General features: G+C 69.4%; 19 protein-coding genes. 17 read left to right on the top strand and 2 right to left on the bottom strand.

What is annotated here, in order from left to right:
* Positions 1-215: 215 nt before the first annotated feature.
* Together KW83_RS00465 and murJ are read left to right on the top strand one after the other, a co-directional pair.
* On the top strand, positions 216-659 hold the full coding sequence (locus tag KW83_RS00465; RefSeq protein WP_036172972.1) for a GNAT family N-acetyltransferase: 444 nt from the start codon (positions 216-218) through the stop codon (positions 657-659).
* A gap of 1,042 nt (positions 660-1,701) precedes the next feature.
* Complete coding sequence (gene murJ, locus KW83_RS00470) at positions 1,702-3,255, top strand: murein biosynthesis integral membrane protein MurJ (protein ID WP_036172975.1); 1,554 nt, start codon at positions 1,702-1,704, stop codon at positions 3,253-3,255.
* Between the two features lie 26 nt (positions 3,256-3,281).
* Here murJ and KW83_RS00475 read toward each other — a convergent pair whose 3' ends face one another.
* Complete coding sequence (locus KW83_RS00475) at positions 3,282-3,968, bottom strand: rhomboid family intramembrane serine protease (protein ID WP_036172978.1); 687 nt, start codon at positions 3,966-3,968, stop codon at positions 3,282-3,284.
* A gap of 77 nt (positions 3,969-4,045) precedes the next feature.
* On the opposite strand from KW83_RS00475, the gene trpS reads away from it, so the two are divergent.
* The 15 genes from trpS to KW83_RS00550 all read left to right on the top strand — a co-directional run bounded on the left by trpS (position 4,046) and on the right by KW83_RS00550 (position 17,864).
* A complete protein-coding gene (gene trpS, locus KW83_RS00480) occupies positions 4,046-5,116 on the top strand; it encodes a tryptophan--tRNA ligase (RefSeq protein ID WP_051928070.1) in 1,071 nt (356 codons plus the stop codon).
* Between the two features lie 677 nt (positions 5,117-5,793).
* Positions 5,794-6,273, top strand: coding sequence for a VOC family protein (locus KW83_RS00485; RefSeq protein WP_036172980.1), 480 nt, complete (start codon positions 5,794-5,796; stop codon positions 6,271-6,273).
* A gap of 207 nt (positions 6,274-6,480) precedes the next feature.
* Positions 6,481-7,338 carry a branched-chain amino acid aminotransferase gene (locus KW83_RS00490; RefSeq protein WP_036172982.1) on the top strand — a complete coding sequence of 286 codons (858 nt, stop codon included), beginning with the start codon at positions 6,481-6,483 and terminating at the stop codon, positions 7,336-7,338.
* A gap of 173 nt (positions 7,339-7,511) precedes the next feature.
* Complete coding sequence (locus tag KW83_RS00495) at positions 7,512-7,967, top strand: universal stress protein (RefSeq protein WP_036172985.1); 456 nt, start codon at positions 7,512-7,514, stop codon at positions 7,965-7,967.
* A 252-nt stretch (positions 7,968-8,219) separates the two neighbouring features.
* Positions 8,220-8,780 carry a NifU family protein gene (locus KW83_RS00500; RefSeq protein WP_036172988.1) on the top strand — a complete coding sequence of 187 codons (561 nt, stop codon included), beginning with the start codon at positions 8,220-8,222 and terminating at the stop codon, positions 8,778-8,780.
* Between the two features lie 293 nt (positions 8,781-9,073).
* The gene (gene tsaB, locus KW83_RS00505) at positions 9,074-9,748 is read left to right on the top strand and encodes a tRNA (adenosine(37)-N6)-threonylcarbamoyltransferase complex dimerization subunit type 1 TsaB (protein ID WP_036172991.1); all 675 of its coding nucleotides are present in this window, start codon (positions 9,074-9,076) and stop codon (positions 9,746-9,748) included.
* Entirely contained in the window at positions 9,745-10,155 is a 411-nt protein-coding gene (locus tag KW83_RS00510; protein WP_036172993.1) for a GNAT family N-acetyltransferase, read from the top strand. Before tsaB ends, KW83_RS00510 begins: the two co-directional genes overlap by 4 nt.
* A gap of 154 nt (positions 10,156-10,309) precedes the next feature.
* Positions 10,310-11,311, top strand: a complete 1,002-nt coding sequence (locus tag KW83_RS00515; RefSeq protein WP_036172998.1) for a BMP family lipoprotein — start codon at positions 10,310-10,312, stop codon at positions 11,309-11,311.
* Positions 11,312-11,376: 65 nt separating this feature from the next.
* Positions 11,377-12,963, top strand: coding sequence for an ABC transporter ATP-binding protein (locus KW83_RS00520; RefSeq protein WP_036173001.1), 1,587 nt, complete (start codon positions 11,377-11,379; stop codon positions 12,961-12,963).
* A 5-nt stretch (positions 12,964-12,968) separates the two neighbouring features.
* The gene (locus KW83_RS00525) at positions 12,969-13,229 is read left to right on the top strand and encodes a hypothetical protein (protein WP_036173004.1); all 261 of its coding nucleotides are present in this window, start codon (positions 12,969-12,971) and stop codon (positions 13,227-13,229) included.
* A 9-nt stretch (positions 13,230-13,238) separates the two neighbouring features.
* A complete protein-coding gene (locus KW83_RS00530; RefSeq protein ID WP_036173005.1) occupies positions 13,239-14,348 on the top strand; it encodes an ABC transporter permease in 1,110 nt (369 codons plus the stop codon).
* A gap of 10 nt (positions 14,349-14,358) precedes the next feature.
* A complete protein-coding gene (locus KW83_RS00535; RefSeq protein WP_036173010.1) occupies positions 14,359-15,324 on the top strand; it encodes an ABC transporter permease in 966 nt (321 codons plus the stop codon).
* A 2-nt stretch (positions 15,325-15,326) separates the two neighbouring features.
* On the top strand, positions 15,327-16,133 hold the full coding sequence (locus KW83_RS00540) for a purine-nucleoside phosphorylase (protein WP_036173013.1): 807 nt from the start codon (positions 15,327-15,329) through the stop codon (positions 16,131-16,133).
* A gap of 64 nt (positions 16,134-16,197) precedes the next feature.
* Positions 16,198-17,106 (top strand): sulfite exporter TauE/SafE family protein, encoded by a 909-nt coding sequence (locus KW83_RS00545; RefSeq protein ID WP_036173016.1) that lies wholly within the window; start codon positions 16,198-16,200, stop codon positions 17,104-17,106.
* Positions 17,103-17,864 carry a TIGR02186 family protein gene (locus tag KW83_RS00550; protein ID WP_036173018.1) on the top strand — a complete coding sequence of 254 codons (762 nt, stop codon included), beginning with the start codon at positions 17,103-17,105 and terminating at the stop codon, positions 17,862-17,864. Before KW83_RS00545 ends, KW83_RS00550 begins: the two co-directional genes overlap by 4 nt.
* A gap of 3 nt (positions 17,865-17,867) precedes the next feature.
* Here the strand turns inward: KW83_RS00550 and KW83_RS00555 are convergent, their stop codons facing one another.
* Complete coding sequence (locus KW83_RS00555; RefSeq protein ID WP_036173021.1) at positions 17,868-19,391, bottom strand: ATP-dependent DNA helicase; 1,524 nt, start codon at positions 19,389-19,391, stop codon at positions 17,868-17,870.
* Between the last annotated feature and the right edge of the window lie 31 nt (positions 19,392-19,422).

Raw genomic sequence — 19,422 nt, forward strand, 5'->3', positions numbered from 1 at the left:
AGACCATTGGCGGATGTCCGCGCATGACGCTCTTCTCCGGCGTGCGCGAACCGCCGGGCGTTTCTCCCCCAGGGCGACAGGGCCCGCCCCCGGCCGGGCCAGCGCCCCTCTGCGGGACGCGCGCCGGCGGGATCGGCGGCCCGCGGCCGCGCGGCGGGGCTGGCCCCCGGCCGCGCCGGGGTCTAGGACGGACAGGTCAGCGCAAGGACAGACCCATGAGTGCCACCCTCCGTATCGCCCAGCCCGCCGACGCCGACCGCGTGATGCGCATGGTGCTGGCCTGCCACGAAGAGATCGGGCTCAATCCGGACCCGGAGGACCGCGAAATCGCCGTGGCCGCCCTGCTGGAGGGCGAGACGCCCGGCGCGCTCTACCTGATCGGGCCGCCGTCCTCGCCCGTGGGCTATCTGGCGGTCAGCTTCGGCCACGCGATCTCGGTCGGCGGGACCGAGGCCCATGTGGACGAGCTCTTCGTCCGCCCCAATGTCCGCCGCCGCGGCATGGCCGCCGAGGCGCTGCGGGCGCTGTCGAAGATGCTGTCCCAGCACGGGGTCAAGGCGCTCCATGTGCGCGTTCCCGGCCCCGGCCCCGTGCCCGGTTTCCTGCCGCGCCTGCGCTTCGCCCCGACCGAGGGCACCCGCCTGACCCGGATGCTCTGAACCGGCACGCCCGTTCCAGAGCGCGGTGCGCCGCCGCGCGGCCGGCCGGGCGGGATGCCGCCCCCTGCACCACCTCCGTGCGCTTTCGCGCGATCTGTCACCGCCCCAGGAAAGACACACGAAACCAACAGGCTATGGATCGGAGTTCAACCGATTGGTCGCATCGGACAGGATCCGTTGCACGGGTCCGCTGTCCGTTTCCTACCCGACGATTGCGTCCGGCGTCTGCCGGTTCGCCGTTCGCGTGCGAATTTGCAGCGATGTCCGTCGGTGTCTGCAAGCGGCACGGCAACGCCGCCCGTCTCGGCGCTGCCAACGGATCGGCCGTTGCAGGGCATCCGGCAGCGGGCGGCACCATCCGTCGCATCCCCGATGCGGGCAGCAAAGCCGAAGGCGTTCCCCGGGTGTCCGGCTGCGCCTTGCTCTTCCGGGACGGCCCGGACACCGAACGCACCCTTGCGGGGCCGTCAGGCACGGCGGACGACCGTGCCGCCATGAAAGGCGCCCACGCTGGACCCAATCTCCGGGGCCGCGCCGAGCGCGTGCGTCAAGCCCGTGCATGTCGGCACTGCGCATCAGCGCCTGTGCGCGGCCGGTCCCCGTCCTTACCCGCGCCCGCGCCCGCGACGAAGAGATCCTGCGCCCGAACGGCGCGGACCGCGTCCACGAACCGAAGCTCTGTCACGACAGGAAACCGCGACACCCGCCGCGACGGCCGATCGGCAGTCCACGCGCGGTGGAAATACCGGCGGACGGCGGCGCCTCGATCGTGACCGTATCCCGCGCCCCACCACTCCTGAAAGGCCCCGGACGCCGGGTCTCTTCCGCGACAGACCCACCGATTCCCGCATGTCGCCCGGCGCACCCGGCAAGCGGGGCCCGAACGCGCCGCCGGAGCGCTCGGGGGAGACCTTTCGGGGCTTCGCTCCGTCGCGGGCGAGCCGCGCCATCCGGGCATTCGCGGCACCTTGCCCTCCCCCTCTTGCCGCGCGGCCCTGCCCGTCGCATAGCTGCGCCGACCCCCGCGCCGATGAGACGATCCATGTCCTCGCCTGCCTCCCCCAAGCCCGCGCGCCTGATCGCCGGCTTTCTCACCGTTGGCACCTGGACCTTCGCCAGCCGCATCCTGGGGTTTCTGCGCGACATCATGATCGCCGCCTTCCTGGGCGCGGGACCGGTGGCCGAGGCGTTTCTCGTCGCCTTCTCGCTGCCCAACATGTTCCGCCGATTCTTCGCCGAAGGCGCGTTCAACATGGCGTTCGTCCCTTTGTTCTCGAAGAAGCTGGAGGGCGGAGAGGGCGCCGCCGACTTCGCCCGCGACGCGTTCTCGGGGCTTGCCACCGTGCTCATCGCCTTCACGCTCGCGGCACAGATCGCCATGCCGGCTCTGGTCCTGGCCATGGCCTCCGGCTTTGCAGAGGACGACCGCTTCGACATGGCGGTGCTCTTCGGACGGATCTGCTTTCCCTATATCCTGCTGATCTCGCTCGCCGCGCTGCTGTCGGGGGTGCTGAACTCCGCCGGCCGGTTCACCGCCGCCGCCGCCGCCCCGGTGCTGCTGAACGTCGCCCTGGTCGCGGCGCTCTGGCTGGGCAACCGGTTGGGCTGGGATCCCGGACTGACGCTTGCCTGGACCGTGCCCGTGGGCGGAGTCGCGCAGCTGGCGCTGGTCTGGGTCGCCGCGTCGCGGGCGGGTTTCCGCCTGGTCCCGCGCCGCCCGCGCCTCACGCCGGAGCTGCGGCGCCTTGCCGTCATCGCCCTTCCCGCGGCGCTGGCGGGCGGGGTGATGCAGGTCAACCTGATCGTCGGCCGCCAGGTGGCGAGCTATTTCGACGGCGCCATCGCCTGGCTCAACTACGCCGACCGCCTCTACCAGCTGCCGCTGGGCGTGGTCGGCATCGCCATCGGCGTGGTGCTGCTGCCGGACCTGTCGCGCCGCCTGCGCGCCGGCGACGCGGCGGGGGGCCGGGACGCGCTGTCGCGCGCGGCGGAGTTCGCGCTGGTGCTGACCGTGCCCTGCGCCGTGGCCTTCCTGCTGATCCCGCTGCCGCTGGTCACCACCCTGTTCCAGCGCGGCGCCTTCGACGCCGACGACAGCGCCGCGACGGCGCTGATCCTGGCCGTCTACGGGCTGGGCCTGCCGGCCTTCGTGCTGCAGAAGGTCTGGCAGCCGCTCTACTACGCGCGTGAGGATACGCGCACCCCGTTCCGCTACGCGCTGGTGTCGCTGGTGGTCAACGCCGCCGTGGCCATCGGCCTTGCCCCGGTGATCGGCTACGTGGCCGCGGCACTCGGCACCACCCTGGCGGCCTGGGCCATGGCGGCCCTGCTGATCCGCGGCGCCCGCCCCATGGGAGAAGCCGCCCGCCCCGACGACCGCTACCGCCGCCGGCTGCCGCGCGTCCTGGTGGCCTCAACGGTCATGGGGGCGGTGCTCTGGGGGGCCAACATCGCGCTGACGCCGCTGTTCGACGGACCCTGGCAGGCCCTGGCCCTGGCGATCCTGGTGGCCATCGGGATCGTCAGCTACTTCGCCGCGGCGCAGATGATCGGCGCGGTGTCCTTCCGCGAGTTGCGGGGCGCGCTGCGCCGCTGAGGGCCGCCGGGCCGCGGGCGCGCGCCTCAGCGCTGGCGCAGCTTCGCCATCACCCGTCCCCAGCCGCCCGGCGAGATCACGAAGCTGAGCAGAAAGCCCGCCGCGAAACCCGCCAGATCCGCCACCCAGTCCGGCCCGCCGCCGAACAGAAGCCCAAAGGCCAGCTGGATGCCCAGCAGGAACGCGATCAGCGTGAAGGCCCGGATCCGCCGCTCTCCCATGGCGCCGAGCCCGGTCCACATGATGAAGGTGAACGCCCCGATCAGCCCGTAGACCGCCGGATAGCCGCCCACCAGCGCCCGGTCGGTGGACAGCAGCACCGTATAGGCCAGCGCGCCGGCGACGCTGGAGACCACCCACAACAGCGCCACGGCCCAGGCCGCGAAGCTCTCGGCCACCATCTTGCCCAGCGCCAGCAGGAACACGAGCACGAAGAGCATGTGGACGAAACTCAGGTGCAGCACCGAATAGCTGACCAGCCGCAGCAACTGCCGCGGGGGATAGGTGCCGGTCTCGAACATCCGCTCCATCAGCCGGGGCGAGAACGCCCAGCCGTTCAGCGCCTCCAGCCGCAGCCCGACCCCCGCCGGGCCGCCGACGATCCCCGCCGCGCCGGCCTGGAACAGGATCTCCAGCCCCACGATCAGCGCGGACAGTGCCACCACCACCGGCGGAAGGGCGTTCAGGGGGCTTTCGAAATGGTCTGGGTTCATGGGCCGGGCTTCCTTGACGGGTATCCGGCCCCTCGGTAAGCGAGGCCGAGCCGTCAGGAAAGCCCAGATCCGCCCCCATGCCCGCCCCCGTGTCCGCCCCCGTCTCCGCCCCCACGCCCGATGCCGCGTCCGGCACCGCCTTCACGCCGCGCATCTTCTCGGGGATCCAGCCCTCGGGCGGGCTGACGCTGGGCAACTACCTCGGCGCGATCCGCCGGTTCGTCACCATGCAGGACCAGGGCGGGTTCGCGCAGACGCTCTACTGCATGGTGGACATGCACGCGATCACCGTCTGGCAGGACCCGGACGCGCTGCGCCGCAACACCCGCGAACTGGCCGCCGGCTACCTGGCCGCCGGGCTGGACCCGGCGCGCTCGATCCTGTTCAACCAGTCCCGCGTGCCCGAACACGCGCAGCTGGCCTGGGTGTTCAACTGCGTGGCGCGGATGGGCTGGATGGGCCGGATGACCCAGTGGAAGGACAAGGCCGGCAAGAACGCCGAGGCCGCGTCGCTGGGCCTGTTCGCCTACCCTGCGCTCATGGCCGCCGACATCCTGCTCTATCACGCCACCCATGTCCCCGTGGGCGAGGACCAGAAACAGCACCTTGAGCTGACCCGCGACGTGGCGGCCAAGTTCAACCACGACTACGGCGTGGACTTCTTTCCCGTTACCGAACCGGTGATCGAGGGCACGGCCACCCGCGTCATGTCCCTGCGCGACGGCACGAAGAAGATGTCCAAATCGGACCCTTCGGACGCCAGCCGCATCAACCTGACCGACGATGCCGACACCATCGCCAGAAAGATCCGCAAGGCCAGGACCGACCCGGAGCCGCTGCCGTCCGACTACGCGGGCCTGAGGGACCGGCCGGAGGCGCGCAACCTGGTCAACATCTACGCGGCCCTGTCGGACCAAGGCACCGACCAGGTGATGCGCACCCATGGCGGCAGCCAGTTCGGCGCCTTCAAGCCCGCCCTGGCCGAATTGGCGGTCGAGACACTGGCCCCCATCTCCGCAGAGATGGCGCGCCTGATGCAGGACCCGGCCGAGATCGACCGCACCCTTGCCGCCGGCGCCCTCCGCGCCCGCGACATCGCCGCCCCGATCCTGGAACGCACCTACGACATCGTCGGGATGCTGCGATAGCGGCCGGCCGGCCGCGGCGATGCGCCCGAAGACCGTCGGACAACCGCATCGGCCTGTCCGCGGACGGTCCGGCAGCGCTCGTCCGGGCGCCGGAACGGTCGAGCGCCCGCGCGTCGCCAGGGTACCGGGTCGCGCCCGCGACATCGCCGCCCCGGTCCTGGCGCGGACCTACGACATCGTCGGGATGCTGCGATAGCGGTCGGCCGGCCGCGGCGATGCGCCCGAAGACCGTCGGACAACCGCATCGGCCTGTCCGCGGACGGTCCGGCGGCGCTCGTCCGGGCGCCGGAACGGTCGAGCGCCCGCGCGTCGCCAGGGGGCGGGCGCAGGGTTCCCGGTCGGGCCAAAGGGCGATCCGGCCGCGCGGGACAGCCCCTTCCGACCGCAGGCCGGAAACCGTCCACCGCAACGGCACGGCACCCGGCCCGATCGGCCGGGTGTTCCACCCGCCCGCCCGCCACCGCAAGGGGCCGCGCCGGGGCCCGTGTCCGCGCACATCACGCCGGAAACCGTCCACCGTACCGGAACGACACCCCGCCTGATCGGCCGGGGGTTCAAAGCGCCCGCCCGCCACCGCAAAGGCCCGTGTCCGCGCACATCCGCTGTCCGCGGGTGCGCGTATCGTTCCGGCCGGGGGCGCATTAGGGTTCCGCCAGCCCTCACAGCGGAGCCGCACCATGTCCATCCCCCCACAGACCCGCATCGGCCATGTCCACCTGAAGGTCGCGGATCTCGACCGCAGCATCGCGTTCTATCGCGGCATTCTCGGCTTCGAGGTGCAGCAGCGAACGGGCGGGGCCGCGTTCCTGTCGGCGGGGGGCTACCACCACCATATCGCGCTCAACACCTGGGACAGCGCCGGGGCCGCGCCGCCGCCGCCGGGCCACACCGGCCTGTTCCATCTGGCGATCCTCTACCCCAGCCGCGCCGATCTGGGCGATGCCCTGCGCCGGCTGCGCGCCGCGGGCTGGCCGCTGACGGGCGCATCCGATCATGGCGTGTCCGAGGCGCTCTACCTCGACGATCCGGACGGCAACGGGGTGGAACTCTACCGCGACCGTCCCCGCGCGGACTGGCCCAGAACGGCGACCGGCGCGCTGATGCTCGCCAACCGCCGTCTCGACCTCGAAGACCTCGCCGCCGCGCGCCCGGACTGACCGCCGGGCGCGCGTCTGCGCACGCTGCGGTCGCACCGGGTTCACATCCCGCCGCCTCCGGCGCGGACTCTTACCGGACTCCTACAGGACTCCGACAGGGTTCCGACACGCCGAATCCCTTCTTTTCAACGCCGGGCCGGCTCTGGCGGCGGATGAGTGGACATGTCCCCGCCCGGCCTGTTTACTCCGCCGAAAGGAGGTTCCGACATGGCTCTCGGCACGAATATCCGCACCTGGTTTGACGGGCGCTGGCATGACGGCGATCCGGCGGTCATGCGCGCCGCCGACCACGGCGCGTGGCTCGGCAGTTCGGTCTTCGACGGCGCGCGCTACGCCCGCGGCGTCGCGCCGGACCTGCTGGCCCATTGCGAACGGGTCAACCGCTCGGCCCGCGCGCTGACGCTGGAGCCGACGATGCGGGCCGACGCGATGGAGGCGCTGATCCGGGAGGGCCTGGCCCCCTACCCCGCCGCCGAAGCCGTCTATATCCGGCCGATGTACTGGGCGGTGGACGCCGGCCACGGCGCGATCTCTCCGGGGGGAACCACCGCGTTCTGCATCAGCCTCGAAGCCGTCCCCCTGGCGCCGGAGGATGCGACCACCACCCTGACCACCACCCGCTTTCGCCGCCCCACGCTGGAGTGCGCGGTCGTCAACGCCAAGGCCGGCTGCCTCTATCCCAACAACGCCCGGATGATCCGGGAGGCCACGGCCAAGGGGTTCGGCAATGCGCTGGTGGCCGACGCGGCGGGGAACGTGGCCGAAAGCGCCACGTCCAACGTGTTCATCGCAAAGGGCAATGTGGTTCTGACCCCGGTCCCGAACGGCACCTTCCTGGCCGGGATCACCCGCGCCCGCCACATCGACCTTCTGCGCGGCGACGGGGTCGAGGTGGTCGAGACGACGCTGAGTTTCGACGACGTGCGCGCCGCCGATGAGGTGTTCCTGACCGGCAACATGTCCAAGATCACGCCCGTCACCGCCTTCGACGACGTGACCTATCCCTCCGGACCCATGGCCGGACGGGCGCGGCGGCTCTACTGGGACTGGGCGCTTTCGGGCTGACCCGGCGGCCGCACCGCTCCGGCGCCGGCGGGCCGGATGGCGCCCGGCGGGGGCCGTTCCGAACCGCTCCGCCCGCCGCGATCCCGCGCCGCTCGCGGGGCCGCTGAAACGGCGGTCGATCCCGGTGGACACACCGCGGCGCGTCGGACATCATCGCGCCTCAGGAGGCCCCGATGCGCAAGTTTCTGGTCATGCTCGACGACAGTCGCGAATGTCTGAACGCCATGCGCTACGCGGCCATGCGCGCGGCCAAAACCGGCGGCGGCGTCACCATCCTGTCGATCATTCCGCCGGACGAATTCAACCACTGGCTCGGCGTCGGCACCCTGATGCGCGAAGAGGCGCGCGAGCGGATCGAGGCGCATTTCGAGGTCTTCGCCAAGTGGATGCGCGACCGGCAGGAGGTGCATCCCGACCTGGTGATCCGCGAAGGCGAGCTGCTGCCGCAGCTCATCGCCCAGATACGCGAGGATCCCGAGATCGGCGTCCTTGTCCTGGGCGCCAGCGATGGCAAGCAGGGGCCGGGACCGCTCGTCAGCCAGCTGACCCGCTCTGCCGGGGGGCTGCCGATTCCGCTGACCATCGTGCCCGGCAACCTGTCCAAGGAGCAGCTGGAGGCGATCACCTGACCGTCGCGCCGGCTGCCCCCCCATCGCCCTTCTGCCGGAGCCGCGACGTTCGTTCCCGCGCGGGCACAGCAGGCTGCCAACCGTCGCATGAACGCTGTCGGTCATGGTTGCCCCGTCGGACGCCGCCTTCCATGACGCGGCCGTTCCGCCGGGTCCGGATCCCCTGCGGGAGCTCTTTTAGAACCGTTCCAATCCTTGACTCGGGCGCGCCCGCTTCGCATATCAGTCGGGACCGTCAGAGAGGCCGCCGCCATGTTCATCCAGACCGAATCCACGCCGAACCCGGCGACGCTGAAGTTCCTTCCGGGCCAGACCGTCATGGACGCGGGGACCGCGGACTTTCCCAGCGCCGAAGCCGGCGAGGCCTCACCGCTGGCCAACCGGATCTTCGGGATCGACGGGGTCACGGGGGTGTTCTTCGGCAACGATTTCGTCACCGTGACCAAGGCCGAGGCGACCGAATGGGACCACGTCAAACCCGCGATCCTGGGCGCGATCATGGAGCATTTCCAGTCCGGCCAGCCGGTCATGGCCGGTGAGGCCCAGCCGACCTCCGGCCATGCCGACCACACCGGACCGGACGGTGAGATCGTCGTGCAGATCAAGGAGCTGCTGGACACCCGCGTGCGTCCGGCCGTGGCCCAGGACGGTGGCGACATCACGTTTCACGGGTTCGAAAAGGGTGTCGTCTATCTGCACATGCAGGGTGCCTGCGCCGGATGTCCGTCCTCCACGCTGACGCTGAAGATGGGGATCGAGAACCTGCTGCGCCACTACATCCCGGAAGTGATCGAAGTCCGCCCGGTCGCCTGACCCGTGCCCGATACGGCCCCGAAGACCACGGTCGAAAACGTCAACACGCTTTGCGGATCGACCCGGGTCGATCCCGCCGAATGTCAGGGCATGCGCCGAACCTTTGCGGTTCCTCCGGTGCCCGATGCTCGGCCTGCGGCCCGAACGCAGGTGGCGGTGCTCCGCGGTCCGTACCGGCATCGCTTCCACGGTCGTGCGTCCCGGGGCCGATGGATCGTGTGCGTGCCGCGTGACCGGGAGGCCACGGCCCTGCCGATCCGGCAGACCGCCAAGCCCCTCGGCCGATCCAGGCCGTGACGACGACGGTTCTGGCCTTTGACTGCTCGGCCGCGCATTGCGCGGCCGCGCTGCTTTCCGGACACCGGATCGTCGGCGCACGGGCAGAGACCATGGCCCGCGGGCAGGCAGAGAGGCTGATGCCGATGCTGGCGGAGGTGCTGGAGGACGCGGGAGTTGGGTACCGCGACCTCTCGGCCATCGGCGTCGGCATCGGTCCGGGCAATTTCACCGGCCTCAGGATCGCCGTTGCCGCCGCGCGGGGGCTGAGCCTGGGACTGGGCGTTCCCGCCGTCGGGATCACCCGGTTCGAGGCGATCCATGCCGCGTGCAGCCCGGACCCCTTCGCAACCCAGATCGTGTCCGTCGCAGCACCTCGGGACCACGTGTATCTGCAACGCTTCGCGGGGGGCCTGCCCGTGGGCGCGCCCGACCATGGCGCGCCGGGGGATTGCGCGGCGGCACTGGCGGATGTCGCACTGGTCCTTGGCCACCGCGCCGCCGGGCTGGGACAGGGACGCATCCAGGCCTATCCCCTGGAAGAGGACGGGCCGCCGACCGGCATCCTCGTGGCCGCCATCGCGCGGCTCGCGTCCCGGCGCCTTGCCGACGGCGCGCCGCCCCGGCCCGCCCCGCTGTATGTCCGCGCCGCGGATGCCGCCCCGGCCAGACCGGTGCCGCCGGTGCGATGACCGACGCGGACCGCGCCCGCATCCACGCCGCCGCGATGACGACCCTGCCGCGCCCATGGAGCGCGGGAGAGATCGGCGCGCTGCGGCTCATGCCCGGCGTCATCGACATCGCCCGCCCCCATGGCTTTGCCCTGGGACGGGTCACCCTGGATGAGGCCGAGCTTCTCACCATAGCCGTTTGTCCCGATGCCCGCCGCCGCGGCGTGGGGCGCGACCTTCTTTGCGCCTGCCATGCCGCCGCCCGCAGCCGCGGCGCACGGACCATCCATCTGGAGGTGGCGGAGACCAACGCAGCGGCCCGCGCGCTCTATACCGCCGCCGGCTACGCGCCGACGGGCCGGCGCCGGGCGTACTACACAGAAACCACGCCCGCGGTCGATGCGATCGTCATGTCCCGCGGGCTCTGAGCGGATCGCCCGAATTCCCGGCGATCGCCGCGGGGACGGGCGATTTACCCCGCGACTCCCTTGACCCTTCGCCGGCCCTCCGGCCTTATCGGCGGCATCAAACGGACGGGCGCAGGGCGCACCGCCGGACAATGACCAGGGAGACACCCCCAGAATGACCCTCATGCACAAGTTCACGACCGCCGCGGCCGTCACCGCGCTGTCCGCCGGCGCGGCACTGGCCGAACCCGGCCTCATCATCGATCTCGGCGGCAAGTTCGACAAGTCCTTCAATGAAAGCGCCTATACCGGCGCCCAGCGCTGGGTCGAGGAGACCGGCGGCAGCTACATGGAGACCGAACTCGCCTCCGAGGCGCAGCGCGAGCAGACCATGCGCCGCATGGCCGAGCGCGGCGCCAATCCCGTGGTCGTTCTGGGATTCGCCAACGCCTCGACGCTGGAGACCGTCGCCCCCGACTATCCCGAAACCAACTTCGTCATCGTGGACATGGTGGTGGACCAGCCCAACGTGCAATCGGTGGTGTTCTCCGAGCACCAGGGCTCGTACCTGGTCGGGCTGATGGCCGCCATGGCGTCGGAGACGGGCACCGTCAGCTTCGTCGGCGGCATGGACGTGCCGCTGATCCGCAAGTTCGCCTGCGGCTACGCACAGGGCGCCAAGTCGGTCGCCGACGACATCGAGGTGATCTCGAACATGACCGGCACCACGCCGGCCGCATGGAACGATCCGGTCAAGGGCGCGGAACTCACCCGCAGCCAGATCTCGCAAGGCTCCGACGTGGTGTTCGCCGCCGCCGGCGGTACCGGGGTGGGCGTGCTGCAGGCCGCCGCGGATGAGGGGATCCTGGCCATCGGCGTCGACAGCAACCAGAACTACCTGTTTCCCGGCACCATGCTGACCTCCATGGTCAAGCGCGTGGACAACGCCGTCTACGACGCGTTCCAGTCGGCCGAGGCGGGCGATCTGGAAACCGGTGTTCAGGTCAAGGGTCTGGAGGATGAGGGCGTCGCCGTCGCCATGGACGAGTACAACGCCGATCTGGTGACCGAGGAGATGCAGGCCGCGGTGGACGAGGCCAGGGCCAAGATCATCTCGGGCGAGCTGGAGGTCCATGACTACACCTCTGACGACAGCTGCCCCGCCCTGACGTTCTGAGGCGGCGCTCCCAAGGGCCTCCGCGTTGCCGCGCGGGGGCCGTCACCCCGGAACGGGACATCGCCATGACGGCACCCGCCATCGAGCTCAAGGGAATCTCCAAATCCTTCGGTGCCGTGCAGGCCAACAAGGACATCGCGCTGCGCGTGATGCCCGGCACGATCCACGGCATCATCGGTGAGAACGGCGCTGGAAAATCGACGCTGATGTCCATCCTCTACGGGTTCTACACGGCCGACAGCGGAGAGATCTTCATCCGCGGCGAAAAGACCGACGTCGCCGACAGCCAGACCGCGATCCGCTCCGGCATCGGCATGGTGTTCCAGCACTTCAAGCTGGTGCAGAACTTCACCGTTCTGGAAAACATCGTGCTGGGCGCCGAAGAGGGCGCGCTGCTCAAGACGTCCCTGGGCAAGGCGCGCACGCTTCTCAGGCAGCTCTCCGACGACTACGAACTCCACGTCGATCCCGATGCGCTGATCGAGGATCTGGGCGTCGGCATGCAACAGCGGGTCGAGATCCTCAAGGCGCTCTACCGCCGCGCCGACATCCTGATCCTGGACGAGCCCACCGGGGTGCTGACTCCGTCGGAGGCCGATCACCTGTTCCGCATCCTCCAGGGCCTCAAGGGCGAGGGCAAGACGGTGATCCTCATCACCCACAAGTTGCGCGAGATCATGGACGTGACCGACACGGTCAGCGTCATGCGGCGCGGCGAGATGGCCGCGACGGTGAAAACCTCCAACACCAGTCCCGAAAAGCTGGCCGAACTCATGGTCGGCCGCGCCGTGCTGCTGCGCGTGGACAAGGCGCCGGCGGACCCGGGTGGAACCGTGCTGGAGGTCGAGAACCTCCGGGTGGTGGACGGCGCGGGGGTGGAACGCCTGCGCGGCGTGTCGCTGCACGTGCGACGCGGAGAGATCCTGGGCATCGCGGGGGTGGCGGGCAACGGGCAGTCGGAGCTGCTGGAGGTCCTCGGCGGGATGCGTGAGGGACGGGGCAAGGTGATGCTCAACGGCGTACCGCTGGATCTGAGCGGCAAGAAGTCCGACGCCCGCACCCGGCGCAAGCGCGGCATCGGCCACGTCCCGGAGGACCGCCAGCGCGAGGGCCTTATCATGGATTTCCACGTGTGGGAGAATGTCGGCTTCGGCTATCAGGACGATCCGCGCTACAATCGCGGGCTCTTGATGAACAACGACGCGCTGCGCGACGACGCCCGGGCGAAGATCGACAAGTTCGACGTGCGCCCCCCCGATTGCTGGCAGACAGCCAGAAACTTCTCTGGCGGAAACCAGCAGAAGATCGTCATCGCCCGCGAGTTGGAGCGAAAGCCGGACCTGCTGCTGGTCGGCCAGCCCACCCGCGGCGTGGACATCGGAGCGATCGAGTTCATCCATGAGCAGATCGTCGCGCTGCGCGACGAGGGAAAAGCGATCCTGCTGGTGTCGGTGGAACTGGATGAGATCATGTCCCTGTCCGACCGTATCGCGGTCATGTTCGACGGCCGGATCATGGGCGAGCGCCTGCCCGCAAAGACCAGCGAGCGCGAACTGGGCCTGCTGATGGCGGGCATCACCGACACCGATATGGCGCATCCCGTCGCGGAGGTGGAGGCGAACCTGGCCAAGACGGCTGAAACGAGAGGATGACCCGGATGGCAGCCCAGGATCCCCTGCGCCAGGCACGTCGCGGCGACGAGCGTTCCGCTCGGGCGCGCGAGATGTCCGTCGGGGACGCCCGGGCCATCCTGAGCCGCAAGGAGGAATTGTGGTTGATCCGCGAGGCAAAGTTCGCGCGGCTCACGGGCGGCTGGGCGCCGCCGCTTCTCATGACGATCGCGATGGTCGTCGGGCTCGGCGTCGGTCTGCTCATCGGAATCTTGGTCGGGATGAGCCCGTCGGACGTGACCCCGTGAGGCTTTGCCATGGATAAGCTGCCGCGCTGGGCCGACATCGCGCTGATCCCGGCCATCAACCTGGCGCTGGCGCTGATCGTCTCGGGGATCGTGGTGACCTTCATCGGGCAGGACCCGTTCGAGGCCCTGGCGATCATGGTGAACGGGGCCGTGGGCTCGACCTACGGCTGGGGCTACACGCTCTACTACGCCACGAACTTCGTCTTTACCGGACTGGCGGTCGCCATCGCCTTCCATGCCCGGCTCTTCAACATCGGCGGCGAGGGGCAGGCGCAGCTGGGCAGCCTGGGCGTGGCGCTGGTCAGCCTGATGATCCCCTGGCCGCACTGGACGCTGGCCCTGCCGGCCGCGATCGTCGGCGGCGCGGTCTTCGGCGCGGCCTGGGCGGCGATCCCGGCCTACCTGCAGGCGACGCGCGGCAGCCACATCGTCATCACCACGATCATGTTCAACTTCATCGCCTCGGCGCTGCTCGTGTACCTTCTGGTCGAGACGCTGAAGGTCCCCGGCTCCATGGCGCCGGAAACCGCGCGCTTTCCCGAAGGCGCGCGGCTGCCATCGGCCCGCGACGTGCTGGCGGTGATCGGCGTCCCGTTCTCGCGCACGCCGCTCAACGTGTCCTTCCTGGTGGCGCTCTTCGCCTGCTGGGCGCTGTGGCTTCTGCTCTGGCGGACGCGGCTGGGGTTCGAGATACGCGCCTTCGGCCGGTCGGAGCCCGCGGCCCGCTATGCAGGGATCTCACCGCTCAGGATCACCATGATCGCCATGCTCATCTCCGGCGCGCTGGCGGGGCTGATGGCAATCAACGCCGTGATGGGCGAGCAGGAGCGGCTGATCCAGGACAATGTGCTCGGCGCGGGCTTCGTGGGCATCGCAGTGGCGCTGATGGGCCGGTCGCATCCGGTGGGCGTGCTGATCGCGGCGATCCTGTTCGGCGCGCTCTACCAGGGCGGCGCCGAACTGGAATTCGAAACGGCCGTGCCGCGCGAGATGGTCGTGGTGATCCAGGCGCTGGTGATCCTGTTCACCGGCGCGCTCGACGGGATGGTGCGGCGGCCGCTGGAGGGGATGTTCCTGAGGTTCCGGCGCAAGCCCAAGCCGGGGGTGGCGGCGGAATGAGGCGCGGCGCATGAATGTCATCGACATCGTCCAGATCCTCGATTCGACGATCCGGCTTGCCACGCCGCTGCTGCTGGCCTGCCTGGCGGGACTGTTCAGCGAACGGTCTGGCGTGTTCGACATCGGCCTTGAAGGCAAGATGCTGGTGGCGGCGTTCTTTTCCGCGGCCGTCGCGGCGGCCACCGGGTCGGTCTGGCTGGGCCTTCTGGCGGGGATCGCGGCATCGATGGTCTTTGCGCTGATCCACGGCATCGCGTCGATCACCTTCCGGGGCGATCAGCTGATATCGGGGGTGGCGATCAACTTCCTGGCCGCCGGAATGACCGTGCTGATCGCTCAGGACTGGTTCCAGCAAGGCTCTCGCACGCCGGCACTGACCGGCAGCGCCCGGTTCTCGCCCATCGACCTGCCGCTTGCCGACATGCTCTCGGGCGTGCCGATCCTGGGGCCGCTCTACGCCGACGCCCTGTCGGGACATACGATCCTGGTCTATGTGGGCCTCTTGGCGGTTCCGGCGACCTGGTGGATCCTGTTCCGCACCCGCTTCGGATTGCGCCTGCGCGCGGTGGGCGAGAATCCGGCTGCGGTAGATACGGCGGGCGTGTCGGTCACCGGGCTGCGCTATGCCGCCGTGATGATCTGCGGCCTGCTCTGCGGACTGGCGGGGGCCTATCTTGCCACGGGTCTGGCGGCCGGGTTCACCAAGGACATGACGGCCGGCCGCGGCTTCATCGCGCTGGCGGCGCTGATCTTCGCCAAGTGGCGGCCTTGGTACGCGCTCTTCGCCTCATTGCTGTTCGGCTTTCTACAGGCCGTGTCGAACCGCTATTCGACGCTCGACCTGGGGATCGTCGAGATTCCCAACGCCTTCGTCCTGGCCCTGCCCTACATCCTGACCGTGGTGATCCTTGCGGGGTTCGTCGGCCGCGCCATCCCGCCCCGCGCCGGCGGGGAACCCTATGTGAAGGAACGCTGACCATGCCCGATCGCACGGCCTCCGACCTGGCGCAATTCATCCGCGACCGCGCCGGCGACACGCCGGTAGAGATCGCTCTGGTCCTGGGATCGGGGCTCGGCGGCCTTGCCGATGACGTGGACGGCATCGCCATCGGCTACGATCAGCTGACCGGATTTCCGGGCACCGGCGTTTCGGGGCACCGGGCGGATCTGGTGATCGGCCGGCTGGAGGGGCGGCAGGTCGCCGTTCTTGGGGGGCGCGCGCACTATTACGAACGCGGCGACGCCGCCGCGATGCGCCTGCCGCTGGAGGTGGTCAAGGCGCTCGGGGCGACCCGCATCCTGCTGACCAACGCCGCGGGCTCGCTGGATCCCGGAATGCCCACCGGCTCTGCGATGATGCTGAACGACCATATCAACTTTTCGGGCCTGAACCCGCTGATCGGAGAGTCCACGGACGCCCGCTTCGTGCCCATGACCGACGCCTACGCGCCCCACCTGCGCACCACCCTGGCCGCGGCCGCCGAGCGCGCGGGGCAGACCTTGTTCGAAGGGATCTACGCCTGGTATTCCGGCCCCTCCTTCGAAACCCCGGCCGAGATCCGCGCGATCCGTACCCTGGGCGCGGATGCCGTGGGCATGTCCACCGTGCCAGAGGTGATCCTGTCGCGGTTCCTGGGGCTGGAGGTCGCCGCCATATCGGCCATCACCAACATGGCCGCAGGCATGTCCGATGAGGTCATCGGACATGAACACACCAAAGAGATGGCCCCGATCGCCGCCGCCAAGATCGCCCGGATTCTCAAGGCCGCTCTGCCCGACCTCTGACGCCGCCTCTGGTCAGGACGCGCGAGACGGTGAATGATACCCCAGCGGCCAGCGGGAGCGTGCCTTGCAGATCTACCTTCCGATAGCAGAGGTTTCGGTCAACGCGTTCCTGCTTCTGGGACTGGGCGGCGTGGTCGGCATCCTGTCGGGCATGTTCGGTGTGGGCGGCGGATTTCTCATCACGCCGCTGCTGTTCTTTGTCGGCATTCCCCCGGCGGTGGCGGTCGCGACCTCGGCCAACCAGATCGTGGCCTCCTCATTTTCGGCCGTCCTGGCGCATATCAGACGCAAGACCGTGGATTTCCCCATGGGTCTCGTGCTGCTCGTCGGCGGCCTCATCGGGGCCGCCATCGGAATCGTGATCTTCAATATCCTGCGCGGCATGGGCCAGGTCGATCTGCTGGTCAGCCTCAGCTACGTGGTGTTTCTGGGCACCATCGGCGGGCTGATGTTCGTGGAAAGCCTCAATGCGCTCAGGAACGCGCGGTCGGGAAAGCCGCCCAAGCGACGCAAGCACAACTGGATCCACGCCCTGCCGTTAAAGATGAAGTTCCGCGCCTCGGGGCTCTATATCTCGGTCATTCCGCCCCTTCTGGTCGGCGTCTCGGTCGGCGTACTGGCCGCGATCATGGGGGTCGGCGGCGGGTTCATCATGGTGCCGGCGATGATCTATCTGCTGGGAATGCCCACCAAGGTGGTGATCGGCACGTCGCTGTTCCAGATCATTTTCGTCACCGCCTTCACCACGCTGCTCCATGCCGTCACCAACCAGACCGTGGATCTGATGCTGGCGCTGCTGCTGCTGGTCGGGGGGGTCGTGGGCGCGCAGTTCGGCGCGCGGATCGGGACCTTGCTGAAGGCAGAGCAGCTTCGCATCCTGCTGGCGATCCTGGTCCTTGCGGTCTGCGGCAAGCTTGCGCTCGACCTGCTGCTGGAACCGGCGGAACTCTACTCCATCGCGGGCGCCGCATGACGCGTCTCTTCTGGCTCCTGGTTCTGCTGCTGGTCCCGGTGAAGGCACCGGCAGAGGAAGAGCTGATCGCCGGGCTCAGCCGCAATCGCATCTCGATCTCCGCGAATTTCGACGGTTCGGAGATCCTGATCTTCGGGGCGGTCAAGCGCGACGCACCGGCGGCAGAGGATCCCCCCGGCGTGATCGTCACGATCGAGGGGCCGAAAACCCCGCTGACCCTGCGCCGCAAGGACCGGATGGGACCGATCTGGGTGAACGTCGATACGGTCGAGGTCGACCGCGCCCCCAGCTTCTATGCGGTGAACAGCTCCGGGCCGTTGCGCGACGTGCTGACCCACACGTCGGACATGCGCCACTCGATCACGGTAGAGCAGGCAATCCGCCTGGTCGGCGCCTCCGGCCTGGTCGAGGATCCCAGCCGGTTCACCGAGGCGCTGATCCGCATCCGGGAACGCAACGGGCTGTACCAGACCAACATCAGCGCGGTGACCGTGCGGGAGAGCACGCTTTTCGACACCTCGGTCGTGCTTCCCGCCAATCTGGTAGAGGGGGTCTATACCTCGCGGCTGTTCCTGACCCGCAACGGCGTGGTCGTGGCCCAGGCGTCGGCGGCGATCAACGTGGAAAAGGTCGGGCTGGAGCGGTTCCTCTACGCGCTGGCCCATCAGGACGCCCTCCTCTACGGGCTCTTGTCGCTTGCCATCGCCGTCGTCGCCGGATGGGGGGCCTCGGCGGTGTTTCGATACCTGCAGGGCTGAGCGTCAGCCCCCGTCGAGCCGCAGCGGCGGCGGCGCCTTCAGGTCATCGACCGACAGCGGCTCCGTCGGGCGGGCGAGACGGTTGCGCATGACCCAGAAGAGCCGCTCTTCCGCCCGGGTGATCGCCACATAGGCAAGACGCTTCCACAGCGGCTGGCCGGCCTCCATCCGTCCCACGCGCGCCGCGGCCCAGAGGTCGGGGGCGAAGACCTGCACCTCCGGCCATTGCGATCCCTGGGCCTTGTGGATGGTGCAGGCCGCGCCGTGAAGGAACGTGGCCCCCATGCGGGCGGCGAAGGGAATGAACGGCTCTTCTTCGTCCGGCAGTTCGATCTTGACGATGGAGGCGACGTTGACCGACGGCTCCAGCGCGCCGACGACATGCAGCTTGGAAAAGCCGGGCCGATTGCCCTGACCCACATAAATCATCTGCGCACCCTTGATGAGGCCGCGCGCCTCCAGGTCGATCCGCTTCTTGCGATGCTTCAGGGGCAGCTCGATCCCGTCGCAGATCAGCGGCTCACCCGGGAGCAGCGCGTCGGCGGGGGCGTCGTAGGCCGCGCGGAACGCGTGGATCAGCCGGATGCGGGTGGCGTTGCGCCAGACCAGCACCGGCGAGCGGGCCATCTTCTGCGCCTCGACCCTCCCCGCCATCACCACCCGGTCGTCACGGGCGGCGCGCACTTCGATCATCCGCTCGAACCCCTCGAAGCTGAGGTCCGGATCGGCCAGCGCATGGGCGAGGTCCAGGATCGGATTGTCCGCCTCCTGCCGGTGGATCCGGCTCAGATGGACGAGCTTGGCCTTGGGAAGCGTGTCGAACACCATCTCACCGGATTGCTGGACGGGGGCCAACTGTGCGGGATCGCCGAACAGGACCAGCGTCGGAAAGATCTCCTGGAGATCCTCGAACTGCTTCTTGTCGAGCATGGAGGACTCATCCACCATGCCGACATCCAGCGGCTCGTCGCGGCGTTTCCAGCCGGTGATGAAGTCCGATCCGCGCAGCCCGGCCGCTGCCAGCGCGCCGGGGATTGAGTTGTTGTGCTGGTAGAACGCATGTGCCCGGTCGAGTGCCAGATCCGTCAAACCCTCCACCACCGGGCGTTCGGCGCCCTCCGCCAGCCACTGGGCGATCTTCTCGTACTCGGGGTCGTAGACGGGGGTGTAGAGGATGCGGTGGATCGTCGTCGCCGGAACGCCGCGGGTCCTGAGAACGCTCGCCGCCTTGTTCGTCGGTGCAAGGATCGCCAGGGTCCGGCGATCCTTGCGCCGGCGGGACTCATAATCGCCAGAGATCACATCGACCCCGGCGGCCTTCAGCGCAGTGTAGAGCTGCGCCAGCAGCAGGGTCTTTCCGGATCCGGCCTTGCCGGTCACCGCCATGACCGACGCCTTGCCGTCGGTCAGGGGAGTGATGCGGTTCTGGGCCAGATCGATCCCCGCGCCGAGAAGGATCTCGGTGACCCGCGCTTCTGCGCGGGCCTGGTCCTCCGACAGGGCGGGAAGGGATGGTTCGTCGGCCATGGACGCGGTTCTAGACCGCGCCTGGGCCGGG

Origin of the sequence: Palleronia rufa (assembly GCF_000743715.1) — a bacterium.
Lineage (GTDB): Bacteria > Pseudomonadota > Alphaproteobacteria > Rhodobacterales > Rhodobacteraceae > Palleronia > Palleronia rufa.

Excerpts from the sequence above, each read along its gene's own strand:
- KW83_RS00465 (WP_036172972.1), top strand. The coding sequence starts at position 216 with ATGAGTGCCACCCTCCGTATCGCCCAGCCCGCCGACGCCGACCGCGTG.
- murJ (WP_036172975.1), top strand. The coding sequence starts at position 1,702 with ATGTCCTCGCCTGCCTCCCCCAAGCCCGCGCGCCTGATCGCCGGCTTT.
- KW83_RS00475 (WP_036172978.1), bottom strand. The coding sequence starts at position 3,968 with ATGAACCCAGACCATTTCGAAAGCCCCCTGAACGCCCTTCCGCCGGTG.
- trpS (WP_051928070.1), top strand. The coding sequence starts at position 4,046 with ATGCCCGCCCCCGTGTCCGCCCCCGTCTCCGCCCCCACGCCCGATGCC.
- KW83_RS00485 (WP_036172980.1), top strand. The coding sequence starts at position 5,794 with ATGTCCATCCCCCCACAGACCCGCATCGGCCATGTCCACCTGAAGGTC.
- KW83_RS00490 (WP_036172982.1), top strand. The coding sequence starts at position 6,481 with ATGGCTCTCGGCACGAATATCCGCACCTGGTTTGACGGGCGCTGGCAT.
- KW83_RS00495 (WP_036172985.1), top strand. The coding sequence starts at position 7,512 with ATGCGCAAGTTTCTGGTCATGCTCGACGACAGTCGCGAATGTCTGAAC.
- KW83_RS00500 (WP_036172988.1), top strand. The coding sequence starts at position 8,220 with ATGTTCATCCAGACCGAATCCACGCCGAACCCGGCGACGCTGAAGTTC.
- KW83_RS00510 (WP_036172993.1), top strand. The coding sequence starts at position 9,745 with ATGACCGACGCGGACCGCGCCCGCATCCACGCCGCCGCGATGACGACC.
- KW83_RS00515 (WP_036172998.1), top strand. The coding sequence starts at position 10,310 with ATGACCCTCATGCACAAGTTCACGACCGCCGCGGCCGTCACCGCGCTG.
- KW83_RS00520 (WP_036173001.1), top strand. The coding sequence starts at position 11,377 with ATGACGGCACCCGCCATCGAGCTCAAGGGAATCTCCAAATCCTTCGGT.
- KW83_RS00525 (WP_036173004.1), top strand. The coding sequence starts at position 12,969 with ATGGCAGCCCAGGATCCCCTGCGCCAGGCACGTCGCGGCGACGAGCGT.
- KW83_RS00530 (WP_036173005.1), top strand. The coding sequence starts at position 13,239 with ATGGATAAGCTGCCGCGCTGGGCCGACATCGCGCTGATCCCGGCCATC.
- KW83_RS00535 (WP_036173010.1), top strand. The coding sequence starts at position 14,359 with ATGAATGTCATCGACATCGTCCAGATCCTCGATTCGACGATCCGGCTT.
- KW83_RS00540 (WP_036173013.1), top strand. The coding sequence starts at position 15,327 with ATGCCCGATCGCACGGCCTCCGACCTGGCGCAATTCATCCGCGACCGC.
- KW83_RS00550 (WP_036173018.1), top strand. The coding sequence starts at position 17,103 with ATGACGCGTCTCTTCTGGCTCCTGGTTCTGCTGCTGGTCCCGGTGAAG.
- KW83_RS00555 (WP_036173021.1), bottom strand. The coding sequence starts at position 19,391 with ATGGCCGACGAACCATCCCTTCCCGCCCTGTCGGAGGACCAGGCCCGC.